The 19,339-nt window shown below is 41.2% G+C and carries 7 protein-coding genes; 5 read left to right on the forward strand and 2 right to left on the reverse strand.

From position 1 onward, the window contains the following. Positions 1 to 711: 711 nt before the first annotated feature. The 5 genes from XM47_RS00005 (at position 712) to XM47_RS00025 (ending at position 14,491) form a co-directional block, all read left to right on the forward strand. Positions 712 to 3,099 (forward strand): alpha-L-rhamnosidase-related protein, encoded by a 2,388-nt coding sequence (locus XM47_RS00005; protein WP_048687916.1) that lies wholly within the window; start codon positions 712 to 714, stop codon positions 3,097 to 3,099. Positions 3,100 to 3,199: 100 nt separating this feature from the next. Next, positions 3,200 to 6,832, forward strand: a complete 3,633-nt coding sequence (locus tag XM47_RS00010) for a glycosyl hydrolase (RefSeq protein ID WP_245623383.1) — start codon at positions 3,200 to 3,202, stop codon at positions 6,830 to 6,832. 8 nt (positions 6,833 to 6,840) lie between these two features. Continuing rightward, positions 6,841 to 10,563 carry a glycosyl hydrolase gene (locus XM47_RS00015; protein ID WP_245623384.1) on the forward strand — a complete coding sequence of 1,241 codons (3,723 nt, stop codon included), beginning with the start codon at positions 6,841 to 6,843 and terminating at the stop codon, positions 10,561 to 10,563. Positions 10,564 to 10,601: 38 nt separating this feature from the next. Further along, positions 10,602 to 11,507: a hypothetical protein gene (locus tag XM47_RS00020; protein WP_048687921.1), complete on the forward strand. Its 906-nt coding sequence runs from the start codon at positions 10,602 to 10,604 to the stop codon at positions 11,505 to 11,507. Positions 11,508 to 11,629: 122 nt separating this feature from the next. Continuing rightward, on the forward strand, positions 11,630 to 14,491 hold the full coding sequence (locus XM47_RS00025) for an alpha-L-rhamnosidase (RefSeq protein WP_077066432.1): 2,862 nt from the start codon (positions 11,630 to 11,632) through the stop codon (positions 14,489 to 14,491). Positions 14,492 to 15,017: 526 nt separating this feature from the next. Here the strand turns inward: XM47_RS00025 and XM47_RS00030 are convergent. Further along, the gene (locus XM47_RS00030; protein WP_048687923.1) at positions 15,018 to 15,788 is read right to left on the reverse strand and encodes a DeoR/GlpR family DNA-binding transcription regulator; all 771 of its coding nucleotides are present in this window, start codon (positions 15,786 to 15,788) and stop codon (positions 15,018 to 15,020) included. Positions 15,789 to 15,921: 133 nt separating this feature from the next. After that, positions 15,922 to 19,191, reverse strand: a complete 3,270-nt coding sequence (locus XM47_RS00035; RefSeq protein ID WP_053084478.1) for a BNR-4 repeat-containing protein — start codon at positions 19,189 to 19,191, stop codon at positions 15,922 to 15,924. Between the last annotated feature and the right edge of the window lie 148 nt (positions 19,192 to 19,339).

Here is a 19,339-nt window from a genome sequence, read left to right on the forward strand (position 1 = left end):
AAGTGACAGAAACGAGCTAAGGCTGAATGTCCGAAAATGGCAACTGAGAGGTCATTAACAATGAAGCTTCATGCGCGTCTGCTTTGTGGCAATTACCGAAATAGTTTGAGGCAAAGTTTATGATAGTTTTGGTTTAGAAATAGAGCTATATAAATGATGAACTCTTGCAAGTTAAAATATCCACTGGGGTCATAAATTTTAAGTGGTGTACTTGGACAGGCTTCTATAGGTATTAACCGTGCTGAGAATAGTTGAGCCATCAAAGCCTATTCAGGTATTATTAATGAAGTTGCCTTTTATGATTTTTCTTTACAGCCATTGTCATTACAAGCGTATTTTAAACACTTACAACAAGGTAGTAACTACTTTTTCTTGCCACCAAGTACTATGGCACTACCTAAGAAAATTATAATACCATTACCTTCACTCACGTCTATTGGACTTGAGCCACTAACGGGATTATATATATCAAATAATTATTAAATAATAATTAGCTTTATAAAACTGTTAGCTAATAAAATCGTCAAGCTAGTCAATCTATAGGTTGACTACCACCTCTACTAATTATCAATAAAATTCAAAATATTTCAAAATCATTCACAGTTGGGGGGTATCAATTTATCTTATTTGTGACTATTCATGTATAACCAAAAACGTTTACTACGACAATAATAAAACACAGTTGCGTAAAAATACTTACTAGGAAGTCACATGACTAAACGAAAAACATTCCTCTGGTTCATAGCCAGCTTGTTAACTTTATTTTCTTTGCAATCAGCCGCTGTTAAATGGGATGCGGAATGGATTTGGACTAAACAAAAAATTGGCAACCCAAACACTTGGGTTGCACTGCGTAAAGAAGTCGATATCACTGATTTTGACAAGATAGCAACTGATAAAGCTATAACCGCTTATATCAGCGCCGATACTAAATATTGGATATGGATCAATGGCGAAATGGTGGTGTTTGAAGGCAGCTATACTGGTGGCCCATCGCCAGTAAAACCCTCGCCTCGTGTTGACGGTTTTCCCATTGCGTCTAATAAATATTACGACCAAGTTGATATCAAGAAATACTTAAAAAAAGGTAAAAACACCATTGCGGCTTTAGCTTGGTATTACGGCGCTAATGGCGACAAAGGCACCCATATTTCGGCGAGAATTGGTGGTTTTATATTTCAGGCTAAGGTGGGTGAACAGCTCATTATTTCTGACACGTCATGGAAAGCTAAACAACATATAGCTTATCAACCGGTAGCGAAAGAAAAACATCGCCGAGTTGCCGCATGGAGTGTTAATTATGATGCCCGTAAAGATATGGGTGACTGGGGGAATGAAGCATGGTATTTACCCGGTTATGACGACTCTAACTGGAAAGCGGCTAACAGTGCTAAACAGCCACCACGTGCCCCGTTTTTCGAATTATTCCCAAGTGAAATACCGCCGTTAAATAACTTCGGTTTGGCCAATTGCACAAACTTCCCAGCGTCTAAATTCCCGTTTGTCAGTGACGGTAAAAAAATTAAATGTAAGTTAGATTTTAATAAAAACTTCACCCCTTATTTTGATATTGACGCGCCTGAGGGGTTAAACATTCACATCAAATCGAATATGCGATTAAACACAATTGAGACCTTTTATACCACTAAAGCTGGTCGCCAGCAGTTTGAATCTTATTCTTGGTTAAATGGCCGCATCATCGAATACACTATTCCTAAAGGCGTGACCATACACGGTTTAAAATATCGTTGGACAGGTGTTGGCAAGCCTGTTGGTCATTTTGAAAGTGACGATGCATGGTATTCACGTATCTGGCAAATGTCTGAAAACACCCTGTATATTTGTGCCCGCGATAACTTTATGGATACCCCCGACCGTGAACGTGGTTTGTGGATTGGTGATGTTGCCGACCAAGCCAGTTATTTATTTTATACCATGGATAAACCCGGCCGAGATCTTCTGAAAAAAGCGATTAAAGTTACCATGGCCTTTAGTGATTCTGAATCTGGTGTATTTGCTGGTTTAGGCCCGGGACGTTTCCGTGAATTACCGGCACAAAGCCTGCAGTTTATTGAACAAGCCGTTTGGCATTATTATTACAATACCGGTGATTTAGAAACCCTCGCCTATGCCTACCCTTATGTACACAGATATTTATCGATTTGGGACAAACAAGACAATGGCCTGATCGTCTTTAGAAGTGGCGCTTGGAAATGGACTGACTGGGGCCCGCAAGACACGATTGATTACGATGTAATCCAAAACGCTTTGTATTACAGTGCATTAGTATCTGCACGTAAAATGGCAAAAGCCTTAAACGACGAAACTCATCTCGGTTTTTACGATCAACGAATTACAGAGCTGAAAAAAGCCTTCCAACAACACTTTTGGCAAGATGGTTTTTACAGTAGTAAGCCTGACAAACTCAAAGATGATCGCGCCAATGCCCTCGCTATTTTATTTGATTTAGCCGAACCATCTCAGTATCAACAAATTGTCGATAACGTATTAATCCCCAATCAATTTGCTAGTCCGCATTTTGAATGGATGATTTATAACGCCATGGCGATTGCTGGCCGTTATGACGATGCGTTAGCTCGAATGAAACAACGTTATGGCAAGCAAGTAGATAACAAAGAACGCTCAACCTTAACCGAGTATATGGACGGTCGTGGCACCGAAAACCACGCTTGGAATGCGCCAGCAACCGTGTTAAGCCAATATATTGCGGGTATCGCACCAACATCAGTGGCGTGGGAAACTTATCAAATCATGCCAAACATGGCGCACATGAAGCACATCAAACAATTAGTTCCTAGCGTGCAAGGTGATATTGATTTTGCAATAAGCCGTAATAATAACAGTATCAAGATGACACTAACGTCTCCTCAAGGCAGCACAGCAACTGTTGGTATTCCAAAGGCCTACTTCAAGGTCAACACGATAAGTATCAATGACCAGCAGGTATTCAAAGCTGGTTTGTTATGGTCAACCGACAATACAGATCAATATCCAGGTATTCGTTATATGGGAGAAGACGATAAATACTTGAAATTTGAACTGGCTCCTGGTGATTGGATCATTCAAGCGGATCAATAGCCATAGTTTGAGCAAACACATGTATATCAGTGTCATAACCTGATTTTTAGGGTTGTGACACCGACTATACAAAGCATTGAAGAGTAAGCTAGGAAACAATATGTTTAATGATAATAGCGTGATAAATAATTCAACTTTAATCACAATATTCAAGCGTCGTATCACAAACACCATTATTTTTATAATAATGATGCACTTTTTGATTGGCTGTCACTCAGTTGATCATAACGATACAAACGCCAGAAGCAATACCAATACGAACACGATTAAACAAATTAAACCGCTAGCTCACACTCAACATTCACCTTTACCTATTAGCACATTAAAAACAAATTTTAAGAATCCCGAGAAACATTATTACCCTGAAACTTGGTTTCACCTCAATGGCAAAAATATTAGTAAACTAGGTTTAACCGCAGATTTAACCGCAATTAAAAAAGCTGGATTACAAGGGATACAGTTATTTAATACCCGATCTCAGCCATACCCGAATGTCGAACAAGTACCTATTTTAACGCCAAAATGGGAAGAGATGATTGGCCATATTGCCGATGAAACAGAACGGTTAGGATTAAATTTAACCCTACAAAACTGCCCTGGTTGGTCGATGGCTGGCGGGCCTTGGGTTCCCGTAGAAGAATCACAGCGTGAGCTAATTGAGCATGTATTTCAATTAAAAGGCGGGCAACTTGTTCAAAAATCGTTAGCGCTTAAAGCTGAATATTTAAGCTCCGAACGTAACTATCAAGATATTAAAACCATTGCTTTTAAAACGCTTAACAATGAACGTCCAGTTAAATCAATTCCTAACGTAGCCCCAGTTAGTTATCAAACTAATAATTCGATAGTTCCGTGGGATACCGTATTTGAAGAAACTAAACAGGTGATTTATAACCCAAAAAAAATTCATTCACAAGAGCCGTATAGAACCTATCAACAGAAGAACATTCAATATGTTGATGGTAAACCTACCTGGGTGGCCGTCACATTTGCAGAAAAAACCACCTTACGCAGTTTAGAATTACCCCCTATTCGTACTGTGTTAACCAATCGCCTTTTGCCCAAGGTAAATATCGGTATTTTAGTTGAAGCACTACAAGATAATGAGCAGTGGCAAACCCTTGCTTCACTCAAGGTTCCGACAAGTCACTGGTACGATAATGATTACCCCGTGACGTTTAATTTACCTGAAACAAAAGCTAAAACTTTTAAATTAACCTTTACTGATGATCCCTTATTTTTGTCTTATGTCCGTTTAAATGGTCACGTGCGTTTACATAACCATGAAGCGAAAGCCTCAAAAAGCTCGCGCGGTTTACAAAGCGACATCAAGCAATTTGTGTCTACTGACGATACGATAAATCCCAATGATATTATCGATTTAACCTCATATGTTAATACCCAAGGTCAACTAAACTGGCAAGCACCAAAAGGTGACTGGACAGTGATCCGCTTTGGTCATGTCAATATGTTAAAAACCAACCGCCCTGCCGAGCCAGAAGCAACCGGTTGGGAAACCAGCAAGCTCGATAAAATTGCAATAGAAAACCATTTACGTCATGGCATGATGGGGAATTTAATGCGCGATGGTGGCCCACTAGATGGTCATAAACTACATGGCATGTTAATCGACAGCTGGGAAAGCGGCGTACCGACATGGACCATGCACAAAGATGATTTACCCAAAGCATTTAAACAGCGGCGTGGTTACGACATGATGCCGTATCTACCCGCCACATTAGGCTATATTGTCAGTTCAGTCGATGACACCAATAAGTTTTTAAGAGATCTTCGTCAAACCATGGCTGATTTGTATGTCGATAATTTCTTTGACCATTTTAGAACCGTAGCTCACGATATGGGCGCTAAAGTTTACACCGAGGGGGCAACCGGCGAAACCTTGCCTGGAGATCCCTTACGCTATTACGGCGTAAGTGATTTCCCGATGACCGAATTCTGGTACCCGAAAGCTCCACAAAATCAAAAAGAAGCCAAACCTATCTATGCCGCTGCATCGGCTTATCATTTATATAACAAACCTTTTTTAGCTGCAGAAGCTGCAACGCAATTAGGGGTGAAATGGAATGAGTCGCCTAAAGATATCAAATACCTGATCAATGAAAATTTTACCAAAGGTGTTAACCATTTAGTCTTTCATACTTTTTCTCATACCCCGCAAGTAGATGTCGTGCCCGGATCTAGCTTTGGTGGCAATATTGGCTTCCCCTTTTTACGCACGCAAACATGGTGGCGTCATACACCTAAATGGATCAAGTCTTTAGCGCGCAGCCAATATTTACTGCAACAAGGTGAATTTGTCGCCGACGTACTTTGGTATTTAGGTGATGATTTAGATCGTCACCCGTTTGATACCTATCCATTTCCACAGGGTTATAAGTTCGATTATTTGAATGAGGAACTATTGCAAGAAAAAGTACACATCGCTAACGGCCAATTGTATGTTGAAGATGCTGGTCAATATAAAATCATTATGCTGCGTGACTCTCAGCGCATGTTGTTATCTACCGCGCAAAAACTTAAAAGCTTAGTAGAACAAGGCGCAGTTATTTTAGGTAACAAACCGCAAACATCGCCGAGTTTGATGGATGATGCCCAAGATTTAAGCAAGCTCACTCAAATAGCAAACCAGTTATGGGGCGATACTAATACCGGCATGAGAAAAGTAGGTAAAGGTAAAGTTTATTGGGGACACACATTACAACAAGTATTGAACGCTGAAGCAATTCAGCCGGATGTTTCGTTTGCCAAAGACCTTGATTTACGTTGGTTACATCGCAGTATTGGCGACACTGAGGTATATTACATAACGAATCAGCTTGATAAATCCGTTGATGCTTCTATCCGATTAAGAACAACCGGTACAGCGCCAGAAATTTGGAATCTAGATACGGGCAACACCCATATTGCGCCAATTTGGCAGCAAGACGATGCTCACATGAATGTCGCTATTAGCCTCGATCCTCATGGTAGTCAATTTATTGTGATTAACAAAAAACGTGAAGATGCAACCAGCGTTACAAAATCACAACAGCAAGGCCATATTGCCCTGAAAAAAGGCACAAGCACCTTATTAAGTAGCCAAGCACACTGGTTTAAAATTCACGATACTGATACACCACCACTATCATTTATAAATGGTCAGTTACTGCCAAAACAAACAGGCATGTATCAATGGCACTCACATAACGGCGACATCAATGAGCAATTTATTCAGACAGAAACCAAGCCTCTAAACAAACCTTGGCTATTAGATTTTGAAGCCGGCTGGGAAACGCCATCACAGCTAACGTTAACAAATTTGATAGCCTTAAATGAACACGCAGAACCTGCTATTCAACATTACTCAGGCACGATCACCTATAACACTTCATTCACAGTGAAAGATAAATCACAGTTGATGCAATTAGATCTCGGTCAAGTGGCCGATATTGCCGAAGTGTGGTTAAACCACCAACGTGTCGGGACTCGCTGGGCCCCCCCTTATACCTTTGATATTACAAAACATGTAACTGATGGAGAAAATCAACTCAAGGTGTTAGTCACTAATACCTGGCGAAATCAACTGATATACGATGCCAAACGAAAAGCATCACATAAAAAAACCTGGACGACCAATCCACCAAAAGAACATGAAACACAACTTGATCTTTCAGGACTCATTGGTCCTGTGAGTATTCAGCAAATTAATAATAACAGTGTAGATGGGATATAAACATCGACATGATGAGTAATAGAGATCCATTCAAGATGATGAAACAGATTAACGAAATTTTAACGCCTAAAGATAAGAAACAACCAAAGCGAGCTTTTTCAAAGTATGGTCGTTTTTCCATTTGCGTTTTTAGCTTTTTAATATTGTCTGCTTGCACAGGCGTTGAAGAAATTTCAACAGCTGATTCTGGCGCTGAGCAGTTTGAAGAACAAGGCAGACAAGCATTAAGCTTATCTTCCGAACAATTTTATCAAGCGCCAGCAGAGGTATTAAAAACCAATTTTAAAACACCGCCTGAGCAAGTGAAACCTTGGGTTTATTGGTATTGGGTGAGTGATCACATTTCGAAAACGGGGATTGAAAAAGACTTAGCGGCCATGCAAAAGGCCGGCATTAATACCGCGCTCATCGGTATTATTCATCTCAAAGGTAAACAAGGTGATGTCAAAGCCTTAACCGACCCTTGGTGGGATCACGTACGTTTTGCCATTAAAAAAGCTGCAGACTACAACATCGATATTGGTTTGTTTAATTCTCCCGGTTGGAGTCAATCAGGTGGTCCTTGGGTCGACTTAGATAAATCAATGCGTTATTTAGACTCGAACGAACATCAGGTCGTAGGCCCTAAACAACTAAATATGGTGTTAAATGCACCAGAAGCCAAAGGTATAAAAAAACATGTTGCTGAGTTTTATCAAGACGTTAAAGTTTTAGCGTTTAAAACCCCTGTTTATGAAAAAGACAAACTGACCACTGCCAATAGCAAAATTACAATTAGCAACCCTGTTACAAAGTCTGTACTAACCGACCAAGACGCAGATGTTTTGTTTGATGGCGATAGCAACACGGTTTACGCGCTGCCACAAGAAGTACTCAACCATCAACGTCAAGGCTCACGAAGCAAAGGTCAGCTACAAATTGACTTAGTGCATCCAACGTCTTTCCAAGCACGTAGTTTAGAAATTTATCCGTATAAAACCTTACAAACAACCATAACATTGTCGGCAAAAAATGAAGCGGGCGAGTTTGAAGCGGTTAAAACCTTCGAAATGCAACGTCCACGCAATATGGCGGCGATTGGTCCTGACCATGATGCGCCGATTGTTGTTTCCTTTCCGGCAGTTGATGCCAAACATTTCCGTTTAACTTTTAATGGCTTTAACCGATGGCGTATGGATAAGCCAACTGACCCAGTTGGCTTTAAAGACATTGTATTATCAAAAGCTTATAAACTTGAGCGTTATGTCGAAAAGAAATTGGCAAAAGTGTTTCCAAACCCAATGCCAAAATTTGATACCTATCAGTGGCCACTGCCAGCAAAAGCGGACGACCAACAGTTATTGCTTAAAGCTAATGATGTCTTAGATATCACCAAACATGTAAAAGATGGTCAACTTAATTGGCAAGTCCCTGCTGGTGATTGGACTATCGTGCGTTATTTTATGCGTCCAACGGGCACAGAAAATGGCCCTTCAGCTGGCTTAGCTCGCGGAGCTGAAATCGATAAACAAAGTAAAAAAATTGCGCAATATCACTTTGATGCTTACATCGGTAAGTTTTTGTCATCAATGCCTGCTGAAGATCGCACCGCATTAAAATATGCCGTGATCGACAGTTACGAAAAAGGCGCACAAAACTGGACTGACGGTTTTGCCAAAAAATTTGAACAACGTTACGGTTACGATCCAATTCCGTACATGCCAGTTTATAGTGGTCGCGTGGTCAACAGTGTAGAAAAAAGCGAACGTTTTTTATGGGATGTACGCCGTTTAGTCGCCGACAACGTCGCCTACGAATATACCGCTGGTTTACGTGAACGTGCCAATGCCAATGGTTTAAAACTATGGTTAGAAAATTACGGCCACTGGGGATTCCCAGCTGAGTTTTTACAATATGGTGGTCAAGCCGATATTGTTAGTGGTGAGTTTTGGGCAACGGGTAACTTAGGGGCAATTGAGTTAAAAGCTGCTTCATCTGCCGCGCACATTTACGGGCAAAAAACCGTGATGTCTGAGTCATTCACCTCTGGTCGTAGCAACAGCTTCCAAAGCCACCCGTGGAACTTTAAAAAGCGCGGTGATTGGTCATTTGTTGAAGGGGTTAACCACACCTTATTACATGTGTATATTCATCAAGCTTACGATGACCGTTTCCCGGGCGTAAACGCGTGGTTCGGTTCTGAGTTTAATCGTAACAATACGTGGTTCGATTACATGGGCAGTTGGTTAGATTACATCAAACGCGCCAACTACATGATGCAACAAGGTAAGTATGTTGCTGATATTATGTATTTTATTGGTGAAGATGCGCCAAAAATGACCGGTGAAATCAACCCAGCCTTGCCAGCAGGTTATTCGTATGACTTTATCAATGCCGAAGTTATTTTAAAGCGTTTATCTTTTGCTGACGGATATTATCAGTTACCAGATGGTATGCGTTTTAAACTATTAGTATTGCCAAATCTGGAAACGATGCGTCCTGCGGTATTGGCAAAAATCGCTAAGTTAGTTCAACAAGGTGGTGCTGTTTATGGTCCTAAACCTTTACGTTCACCAAGTTTAGAAAACTTCCCAAGTAGCGATCAGCAAGTGCAGCAACTTGCACAACAACTATGGCAAAACATAGATGGCCAACAGGTCACGCAAGCTCGTTATGGTCAAGGCTCAATCCATTATCAACAAACACAAGATGGGCAAATTGTTGATTTAGCAGTGTTATTAAACCAATTAGACACACCTGCAGATTTAGGTGGTTTACCAGCTGAGGTTATTTGGAGTCATCGCAGTAGCGATAGCCACGATATTTATTTTATCGCCAATCAGTCTGAGCAAAAACTAACAATTAATCCAAGCTTCCGCATGACGGCTCAGCAAAATCCGCAACCGCAATATTTTAATGCGGTCACCGGTGAGATTTCAGCAATTGCCCAGTTCAAAAACGCTAACGGTCGCATTGAGATCCCAATGCAACTAAATGATTTAGAGTCACGTTTTATTGTTTTTGAAAAACAATCTACTTCGCAGGCGCAACAACAGAGTGCAGGTCAAGGTCGCATTCACCAGGTAACGCATAATGGCAAAGCTGTATTGTTAGCAAACCACGTGAACAACCAAGGTCAATCTGTATTTACCGTAAATGACAACGGTGTATATCAAGCGGCCAATCACAATGGTCAACTGCAGACGGCTAAAGTTGATGATTTACCAGCGGCAATTACTTTAGACCAGCCTTGGCAGTTAACTTTCGAAGAAAACCGTGATGTAACCACCAGCTTAACCTTAGATAAGTTAACCTCGTTAACTGAGCTAAAACCGGCCGCGTTACAGCATTATTCGGGCAGCATTAAGTACCAAACGACCTTCACTGTTGACTCAGCGTGGTTGCGTGACGATCAGCAATTGCAACTAGATTTAGGTGAAGTTGGGGTGATAGCTCGTGTGACTGTGAATGGCCAAGACTTAGGTGAATTATGGAGCCGACCACTCACGGTGAACATCAACGACGTAGTAAAAGCTGGCAGCAATACCCTAACCGTTGAAGTCGCAACGACTTGGTTAAACCGTATTATTGGTGATTTAAAATATCCGGAGCAATTCCCAGATAGCAACAAAACTAAAAGCTTCAATACCGACATTACTTTTGAGGGAACCGTCAAGAAAACCGCCGCTCTACAGCGTTCGGGGTTAATCGGACCGGTACAACTTAAAGCGGTTCGTAAAGTCCGTTTTTAAGCTTATAAAACAGCCTAATAGATAAAGAGATCACCTCTATGCAAATTAAAAACAAAATATTTACAGGACTGTATATGCTAGCGCTATGCAATTTGTTAGTTGCTTGTTCAACGCAACAAACGACGTTCAGTCCGATAAAACCTGAAGACGTTATTAAAAGCCAAGCGTATTCACTTGAGCAGTTATACAGCCTAAAAGGCCAAGACAAAAGTTGGCAACAGCTACTCCAATCTGACGATTTAAAACCCTTAGGTACTTTTACGCACCATGGTTCTTTAGGTGCCACCGTTAACATAAATAATGACCTGATTGAAACCGGTCCTTACGCGCATCAGCCCATCAACGCTGTTCATCGGCATATGCGCTTGCACACCCTTGGTAACGCAGCTTTAGAAAGCACTGAGTTTTCTAAGTGGTCTCGTTGGTATCAAGAAGACGGTCACACCCAAATATTTCGTTTATTTAAAGACGAAGTGAATACCTCAAACCAACGAAAAAATGCCGCTCGAGTCGAAACCTATATCCCAACACAACGCTGGTTACCAGAACCTGACGTCGTGCGAGAGTTTGGCGCACGTTTTACCGTATTAAAGTCTGGCGGATGCATAGCTCCGCACTATTGTTCAATTTTCCAAGCCAAAGGCAATAACGTCGACCATTGGTCGGTGATGTTACGAGTCGATAGTGACGGCGCTTTATGGTTTTACCCACGCGAAGATTTATCGAAACGACGATTAATTGCCGCTAATGCTATCGGCCGTCCTTTTGATATGAAGGTACTAGACGACGGTTTAGATTACGAAATGTTCATTGATGGCCAGTCGGTTGGTACCGGCCAATGGCAACGCACCCAAAAAATTGGCTTTAGGTGGGGTATTTATGTCGGTCGTTCTACCATTCCAGAAGACATCATTGTGTTAGTCACTGGCGCAGCAATGAAATAGCGCACAGTTAAATACCAGCAAAATCGGCAATTGCATCACCAACAAAAAAGACACGCATGGGTTTATCACACTCATGTGGTGTTATGAACGATTGTCTATTGACTCCTTTAATCGAGATTATTATGCCCCACTATTTAATAAAAATATTAGCCGGTGTTCGCTCAAGCGTTCACTCAAACATAAAGGCTAGAATTAACACCAGCGTCTTATTGAGCCTGATTGTATTATCGGCTTGCACCTTTACCAATAATACCGAATTTGAAGGACAAGCCCCTATAGCCCTAAAAGTCGGTGAAGGTTTTGTTAACCCAATTGGTTATTATGAACAAAAACCGCGATTTTCGTGGCAAATTGCCCCGTCGGCCAAATATCAATTCCAACACGCCTACCAAATTCAGGTAGCTACCAGTGCCGATAACATTGCTAAAGCGGATTTATGGGATAGTCAAAAACAATTATCCACCAGCAACGCTTGGATACAATATCAAGGCACCCCGTTATCCTCTCGCCAAAAAGTATATTGGCGGGTGCGAATTTGGGATGAACAAGATAAGGTTTCACAGTGGAGTGAGCCAGCCTTTATTGAGTTAGGTTTATTATCCAATGATGATTGGCAAGGGCAATGGATCCGACACCCTGAAACCGGTGAAACTGTCACATTTGATATAATTGACAATAAAACAAAAAATACCAAAACAGTCACCAATAAAGTATATCGGCCACAATATTTAAGACGATCTTTTACCACTCAAAACAATACGGTCCTAGAAACGGCAGAAGTTAAGCCAAGCATCAAGCAAGCGCGTTTATACATTACCTCAAAAGGTATTTTTAACGCTTATGTTAATGGTCAAAAAGTTTCTGAGGATGTAATGACTCCAGGGTGGACACCTTATAAACAACGTATTGAAACCTTAACTTATGATGTAACTTCATTGGTCCATTCCGGTGAAAATGTGCTCGCTGCTACTGTCGCTGAGGGCTGGCATACCGGACGTTATTTAAAGTTAAGAGCGCTAAAAGTCAAACCTTCAGCCTTGTTAGCACAGCTTGAAATTACCTATAGCAATGACACAACGCAAATTATAACAACAGACAACAACTGGCAGGTGACACTGAACGGACCTATTCGCCATGCCGGTAATTATGATGGTGAAACCTATGACGCTAATTATGAAATGCCAGGTTGGAATACGGTTAATTTTATTCCTGATAACTGGAACTCTGTTATCACCGAAGCGTTAGAACCTGATGTTGAGTTAGCGCCAAAACGGCATCAAGCGGCAGCCGTAAGATTAACGATTCCAGCGGTCGATATTGTTAAAGTGGCTAACCCAAAACCGGGTGTTGTCGTGTTTGATATGGGACAAAACATGCTGGGCGTACCTGAATTATCAGTGCCTGGTATTGCCAATCAAAAAATGACGTTTAGGTTTGCTGAGGCCTTACATAAAAATACGTTTTATACGAAAAATTTACGCACAGCAAAAGCCACTGACTACTATACACCAGCTAAATCAGGCCAAATCCATTATGTGCCAACCTTTACTTTTCATGGGTATCGATATGTTGAAGTATCAGGCTTTGATCAATCTAAAACGCCTAATTTGAGTTGGGTCAAAGGCCGAGTATTACACTCAAACTTTAACGTCCATGCTAACTTTAAAAGTTCTCATAAAAAGCTTAATAAACTAGCTGAAAACGTGGTTTGGGGCTTGCGCGGCAATTTTTTAGATATTCCAACTGACTGCCCTCAACGTGATGAACGTTTAGGCTGGACAGGAGATGCTCAAGTATTTGCCGCACCATCGATGTACATGGCCGATGTCTATGGCTTTTGGGCCGCATGGATGCAGTCGGTCAGAGAATCGCAAAACCCAGACGGCGGTGTACCAAATTTCGTACCAAATAAAGGTCATGGTTTTGGTAAATTAGCCTCTGCGGGCTGGGGAGACGTTGCCGTGATCATCCCTTGGGAGCTTTACTTATTAAACGGCGATAAACAATTTTTGCAAGACAACTATGCCATGATTAAAGGTTGGCTCGATTTTCACAAATCTAAGTCAGAACAATATATTTCGAGCCTACGTGGCTTTAAAGATTGGTTGCAACCATACGCCAAACAAGGTCAAACGCCTCAATATTTAATATCTACGGCTTATTATGCACGTTCATTAGATTACGCCGCCAAAATAGCCAAAGTGCTAGGTTATGAAAATGATGCCACAACCTATGCTGATACCTTAAATAAAGTAAAACACGCCTTTCGCCAAAAATTTTACGATGAAAAGACAAAGGTAAAAAGTGCGTCAACGCAAACCAGTTACCTGTTACCACTAGCGTTTGAGTTATTTGAAGGCCAAGACCGGTTGAATGCGCAGCAACATTTAGTCGAGACAATTGAAGCCAGCGATAAGCATTTAGGCACTGGATTTCTTGGCACACCTTTATTGGCCCCTGTATTACAAAACATAGGCCGTAGCGATCTCATGTTTGATGTTTTGTTTAAAGAAACCTATCCATCATGGTTTTATTCCATTAATAATGGTGCCACCACCACTTGGGAGCGTTGGAATTCATACTCACTTGAAGCGGGTTTTAGTGAAGAGTCTATGAACTCGCTTAATCATTACGCCTATGGTGCCGTGGCCAAGTGGTTTTACGAGGGTATTTTAGGCATTAATGCTGCCAGCGCGGGTTTTAAAGATATTACCATTGCACCACAGTTTAATCAGCGCTTAGGTCATGCTGCTGGCAGCTATCACACACCACAAGGTGAAATTAAAGTGAGCTGGAAGATTGACCAAGATCAACTTGATATGCAAGTAACCATCCCCAAAAATAGCCGTGTCAATTTTGAGTTATCGCAAGTTTCTGGCTTAACGATTAATGGTGTAGCAATAACCTCATCGAACCAAAATCTCCTTCTACAACGACCTCCTGGTGTGTATAAAATACGAAGTACGTTGATAAATAAAGGTTAATTATGCTCAATTTTGTATTTTCTTCCAAGAAGTACGTTTATTGATAAAAAAACCGATTCCCCCTATTTTATGGGGGGAAAAGATTTTCGGCCAAATAGTCTTAAATTAAGTAACATTTAAACCTAAGTTCAATAAGAATTTTTGTTGTTCGATAAACTAACACGTCTGCTGTCAAAATCACTTTATGTTATTGTTCGTTATTCATGATGTGGTAGCCAGGCTACTTAATTTTAAAACAGAGTGAAAAATAAAATATCCAAGCGGGTACAAGCAATAGCTTTTGACAAACATAGCCAACTTATTTGGTTACTTTAGAGGATTGAGCTACGGCTTATTTTTGAACAAGGGAGATACATCAGTGTGGCCAATACCATTAATACTAGATAATAAAAGTAACTTTGTATTACATATAGAAAGATTTACTACCGCGAACAATGATCTAAAAACAACAGTATGTGAAAATTCTTTAAGAAATGAGTCGGGATAGATTTGGGCCAGATCATCTGAGTTAATAAATATAATGGCATTATCTAGCTTGAACCACTTCCACGCCAAGGTCCGTAAATTCTTGTAATATATCTTTGTTAGCGTCATTATCCGTGATCAGAACATCAACTTCATCTATACGCGAACAAACAAAATTACTAGTCATACCCAGGGTTGAACTTTCGGCCATAACAATTAACTTTTCTGCTTGTGTTTTAAGTTGACATTCTGCCTTAGCAATAAATCTGTCAGATTCCATAACGCCTTTTTGACTAATCGCTTCTGTACTAACAAACATCTTTGAATAGTAATAATCAGGTGAATTAATATTATTTGCTTGGAAATCCTCGATAATAATACCGTTAGAGCCACAAATTTGTCCCCCTGGTAAAATCACCTGATTATTATTTTTATTCCACAAAGTTTGCGCAATTAACATTGAGTTAGTCATAACATTTAATTGTTTATCAACCAAGTACTCTCCCATAAAGTGAGTTAACTTACCCCCATTAATAATTATTGAATCATTATTACCGCATAAGGCTGCCGCAGCTTTAGCGATAAGTTTACGGTTACATATTTTTTTTTCTATTTTTTTACTGGTATGTGCGTTAAAAGAATGATTAAAGTTATAAACTGCCTCTGCCCCTCCCCTTATTTTTTTTATTAACCCCAAATGAGACAATGCTTGAATATCTCGCCGTATTGTAGCTGCTGAAATATTTAATTCTGAGCAAAGAGTATCGACACTAGAAAAGCGATGTTTTTCCACAATATCAATAATTAATCGTTGACGCTCTCCTACCAACATAGTTTTTTCTCCTGTAAAAATACCTTGCTATTCATGCTCTAATCTTACATATATTTCAAAGACTGTATTTATGAATAATAAGAAAATGCCAAGCAACGTAATTGTTCGGCATTGACTATAAATGTTTTAATCGCTATTTATTTGCTCTCATTTTGGTGCGAATAGCTACTAATGATACGCATAGCAGTAACAAAGAAATCGGCATCCCACCACCAGAGGAATTATCATCTGCTTCGTTACTAGAATCATGAGTGCCTCCAGATGTTTTAGGTGTCTCTAGTGGTTCTGACGTCACAGGTGTTTCTGGCGTCTCAGGTGCTTCTGGCGTCACAGGTGCTTCTGGCTTCACAGGTGTTTCTGGCGTCACAGGCGTTTCTGGCGTCACAGGCGTTTCTGGCGTCACAGGTGTTTCTGGCGCCTCAGGTGTTTCTGGCGCCTCAGGTGTTTCTGGCGCCTCAGGTGTTTCTGGCGTCACAGGTGTTTCTGGCGTCACAGGTGCTTCTGGCGTCTCAGGAGTAACTGGCGCCTCAGGTGTTTCTGGCGCCTCAGGTGTTTCTGGCGCCTCAGGTGTTTCTGGCGTCACAGGTGTTTCTGGCGTCACAGGTGCTTCTGGCGTCTCAGGAGTAACTGGCGCCTCAGGTGTTTCTGGCGCCTCAGGTGTTTCTGGCGCCTCAGGTGTTTCTGGCGTCACAGGTGTTTCTGGCGTCACAGGTGCTTCTGGCGTCTCAGGAGTAACTGGCGCCTCAGGTGTTTCTGGCGCCTCAGGTGTTTCTGGCGCCTCAGGTGTTTCTGGCGTCACAGGTGTTTCTGGCGTCACAGGTGCTTCTGGCGTCTCAGGAGTAACTGGCGCCTCAGGTGTTTCTGGCGCCTCAGGTGTTTCTGGCGCCTCAGGTGTTTCTGGCGTCACAGGTGCTTCTGGCGTCTCAGGAGTAACTGGCGGTGCAGCACTTGCGGCAACAACAGTTAGTGTCAATGTTGCTTCGCCAGTATAGCCTTCGCTGTTGGTCGCTACAGCTTTAATAGTATGGATGCCAACAGGTTGTCCTAACAATTCAGATTTAAATTTATCGCTGTGCCCCCACTCATAAGGGGCGACGCCTTCTTTTCTGATTAATTGATCATTAATAAATAACTCAACTTCAGAAATAGTTGTCGTTTCAACGTGACTGATCGCTAATACTTCTAAACTTAAGTTGGTGTAACCTTCTTCAACCGTTATTGTTGTTTTTGGCATCGTAACCACAGGAGTTGAATCGAAGACTTTGATCACCGTGTTTGCCTCCGCTGTATCCCCCTTACTGTCGGTCACAACCGCTTTAACGTTATAACTGCCGACTGAAAAATTAGAAAGCAAACCGCTTGATTCTGTCCAAAGGTATGGCGCGTTGTTGAGCACAGACACTGAGTTGCCGTCTAAAAACAACTCTACTTTACTGATAGTTCTCAATACGTCAGGAGTCGCAGCATCAACAGCTAAGGATACGTTAGTATAACCTTTATTCAAAATTATCTCGGGTTCGGTAAATGCGATGGTTGGGGTCGGTTTTACTACATTTAATAACATAAATGATTCAGAGGTTTCTAACTGATCATTCGTTACAACGGCTTTAATTGAATAACTGCCAAGTGCTAAATTTTGCAGTTTGTCATCATTATGTGTCCATGTATAAGGCGCATTCGTGCGGCTAGAAACTAAAGTACCATCAATATATAAATCAACTTTGCTGATAGAGCGCGTATCATTGGCAATTGATGGTGTCGCGTTAATCTCTAAACTAGGGTAGTTTTCAACGACGGTGAGTTCATTTTGAGCAAAACTTACAGAAGTAGCGCTGATGCCTAAATCTAAGACTTGTAAATGTAATGGTCTTTCAGTGCCCGAGCTTTGTTCCATCAAATAATAATAGACTTTGCCATCTTTGACGTAAGCAACACCATGCGCAAAATTAAGTGGGGTTGTCGTATCAGAATAAATTTTTTGAAAATCATTGGTACCACCTCGAGCAACACTCACGGTGGGTCTTTTTTTACCATCAATGGTTTCTAAGCCAATCAAGTAAATATTATCGCCAGCGGCATAAAGGCGCGAACCGGAGTCTTCTCTAATTTCATGAATAAACTCAGTGGCGCCGGCTGGTTTATACAGGTGGCCATGTACGGTTTTGTTAATCTCAAGATCTTTAACTGAATGGGTAAAGTGCAAGTCACCTTTGTCGGTTAACGCCCAGTCAAAACCACCGACAATGTAAACTGAACCTGGCGGTCTGCCGCTGCCCCCTCCGTCAGTAGCCGTTGCCGCTACTAAATCACCTGGTTCAAATACCTTGATTTCATCAGCATCGACTAACGGCCAAGTCATTTGTTTGCCAGTGTGGTCACGCCAAAGGTTATTTGCCGGATCGTCAAGGTAGGCATAATAAATACCGTTTTGGTAAACAAATTTGTCATTGTTGTTACTGCTACGTTTTTGGAAGGCGACACCGAGCTTACCGCTAAAATATTTCATGTTACCGTATAAACCCCAGTTGTGGTCTAGGCCATGGCTCTTTTGGTTTTTACGACTAAATGCCTCAAAGCGGCTCCATTTTTGCGCATCAGCATCATACCAATTGTAATAATAAGCACCGTTATTATTACCGCCCCAACGCATATAAAGCAGTAAATCTCCCTCGTCCGTTGTATAAAACTTAGGGTAAGTATATTCTGCAAAATTCGACTTATCGTCTAAATTACCGGTCATAACTAAGTGTTTATAGTCATCAGGGCCTTCACTAACTTCACTGGTATCTTTTACAAACTGCTTTTCTAGAGTGAAGTCGGCATCTGTCACTTCTGCAGCTCCGGCTACGCTGTAACTATAGCGGAAAAAATCATTCTTAAATTTCCCATCAAACTTAGAGTCACTATATGCATGCATGTCATACACCATATGAATAGAGCCATTTTTTGGACTCACAGCTAAACCAATCGTATTGTGTGACTCTCCAATCCACCATTTGCCTTGAAACCCGGTATGTCGGTGCGGAAACTCAATGGTTTTAACGACACCAGTGTTAGTGTTAAGTCGCGATAACATCACTTGCCGATTCATCTTGCCGCCTTTGTACCAAGTCATAAATACGTAATCTTTATAAATTTTAACGGAATCACCATGGGCTGAGATACTGCCGCCAAATTTATAGTTATAGCTGGTATCAGCTTGTTGTTGCTCTGCCGTTGATAAATTTAGGTTTTTAAATGTTGAGCTATCAATATCTCGGCCATTAAAATGCAAGGCATTGTCAGTGATTTTAGTTGTTGATTCTAAAGTTACTTTGGCCACACATGTAGCTGCCCAAAAACAACTGGCAGTTACTAGTCCCAGTTGTACCAAACGAATAGATTGTTGGAATACTTTTTTCATAAGGTAATCTCAATTAATGTTTTCATTCCTAACGCTGCCCAAGTTGGACAACCCTATAGCATTAAATAAAAGACCATGACATTCGGAGGGGGGGTTTAGCTTTTTAGCACAAGCGGAATATTTACATTCCAGAAAAAGACTAATAGCT

Source organism: Catenovulum maritimum (assembly GCF_001050375.1).
GTDB classification, from domain to species: domain Bacteria; phylum Pseudomonadota; class Gammaproteobacteria; order Enterobacterales; family Alteromonadaceae; genus Catenovulum; species Catenovulum maritimum.

Bases quoted from the DNA above. Each gene is read 5' to 3' on its own strand.
- XM47_RS00020 (WP_048687921.1), top strand. From the start codon at position 10,602: ATGCAAATTAAAAACAAAATATTTACAGGACTGTATATGCTAGCGCTA.
- XM47_RS00005 (WP_048687916.1), top strand. From the start codon at position 712: ATGACTAAACGAAAAACATTCCTCTGGTTCATAGCCAGCTTGTTAACT.
- XM47_RS00025 (WP_077066432.1), top strand. From the start codon at position 11,630: ATGCCCCACTATTTAATAAAAATATTAGCCGGTGTTCGCTCAAGCGTT.
- XM47_RS00035 (WP_053084478.1), bottom strand. From the start codon at position 19,191: ATGAAAAAAGTATTCCAACAATCTATTCGTTTGGTACAACTGGGACTA.
- XM47_RS00015 (WP_245623384.1), top strand. From the start codon at position 6,841: ATGATGAGTAATAGAGATCCATTCAAGATGATGAAACAGATTAACGAA.
- XM47_RS00030 (WP_048687923.1), bottom strand. From the start codon at position 15,788: ATGTTGGTAGGAGAGCGTCAACGATTAATTATTGATATTGTGGAAAAA.
- XM47_RS00010 (WP_245623383.1), top strand. From the start codon at position 3,200: ATGTTTAATGATAATAGCGTGATAAATAATTCAACTTTAATCACAATA.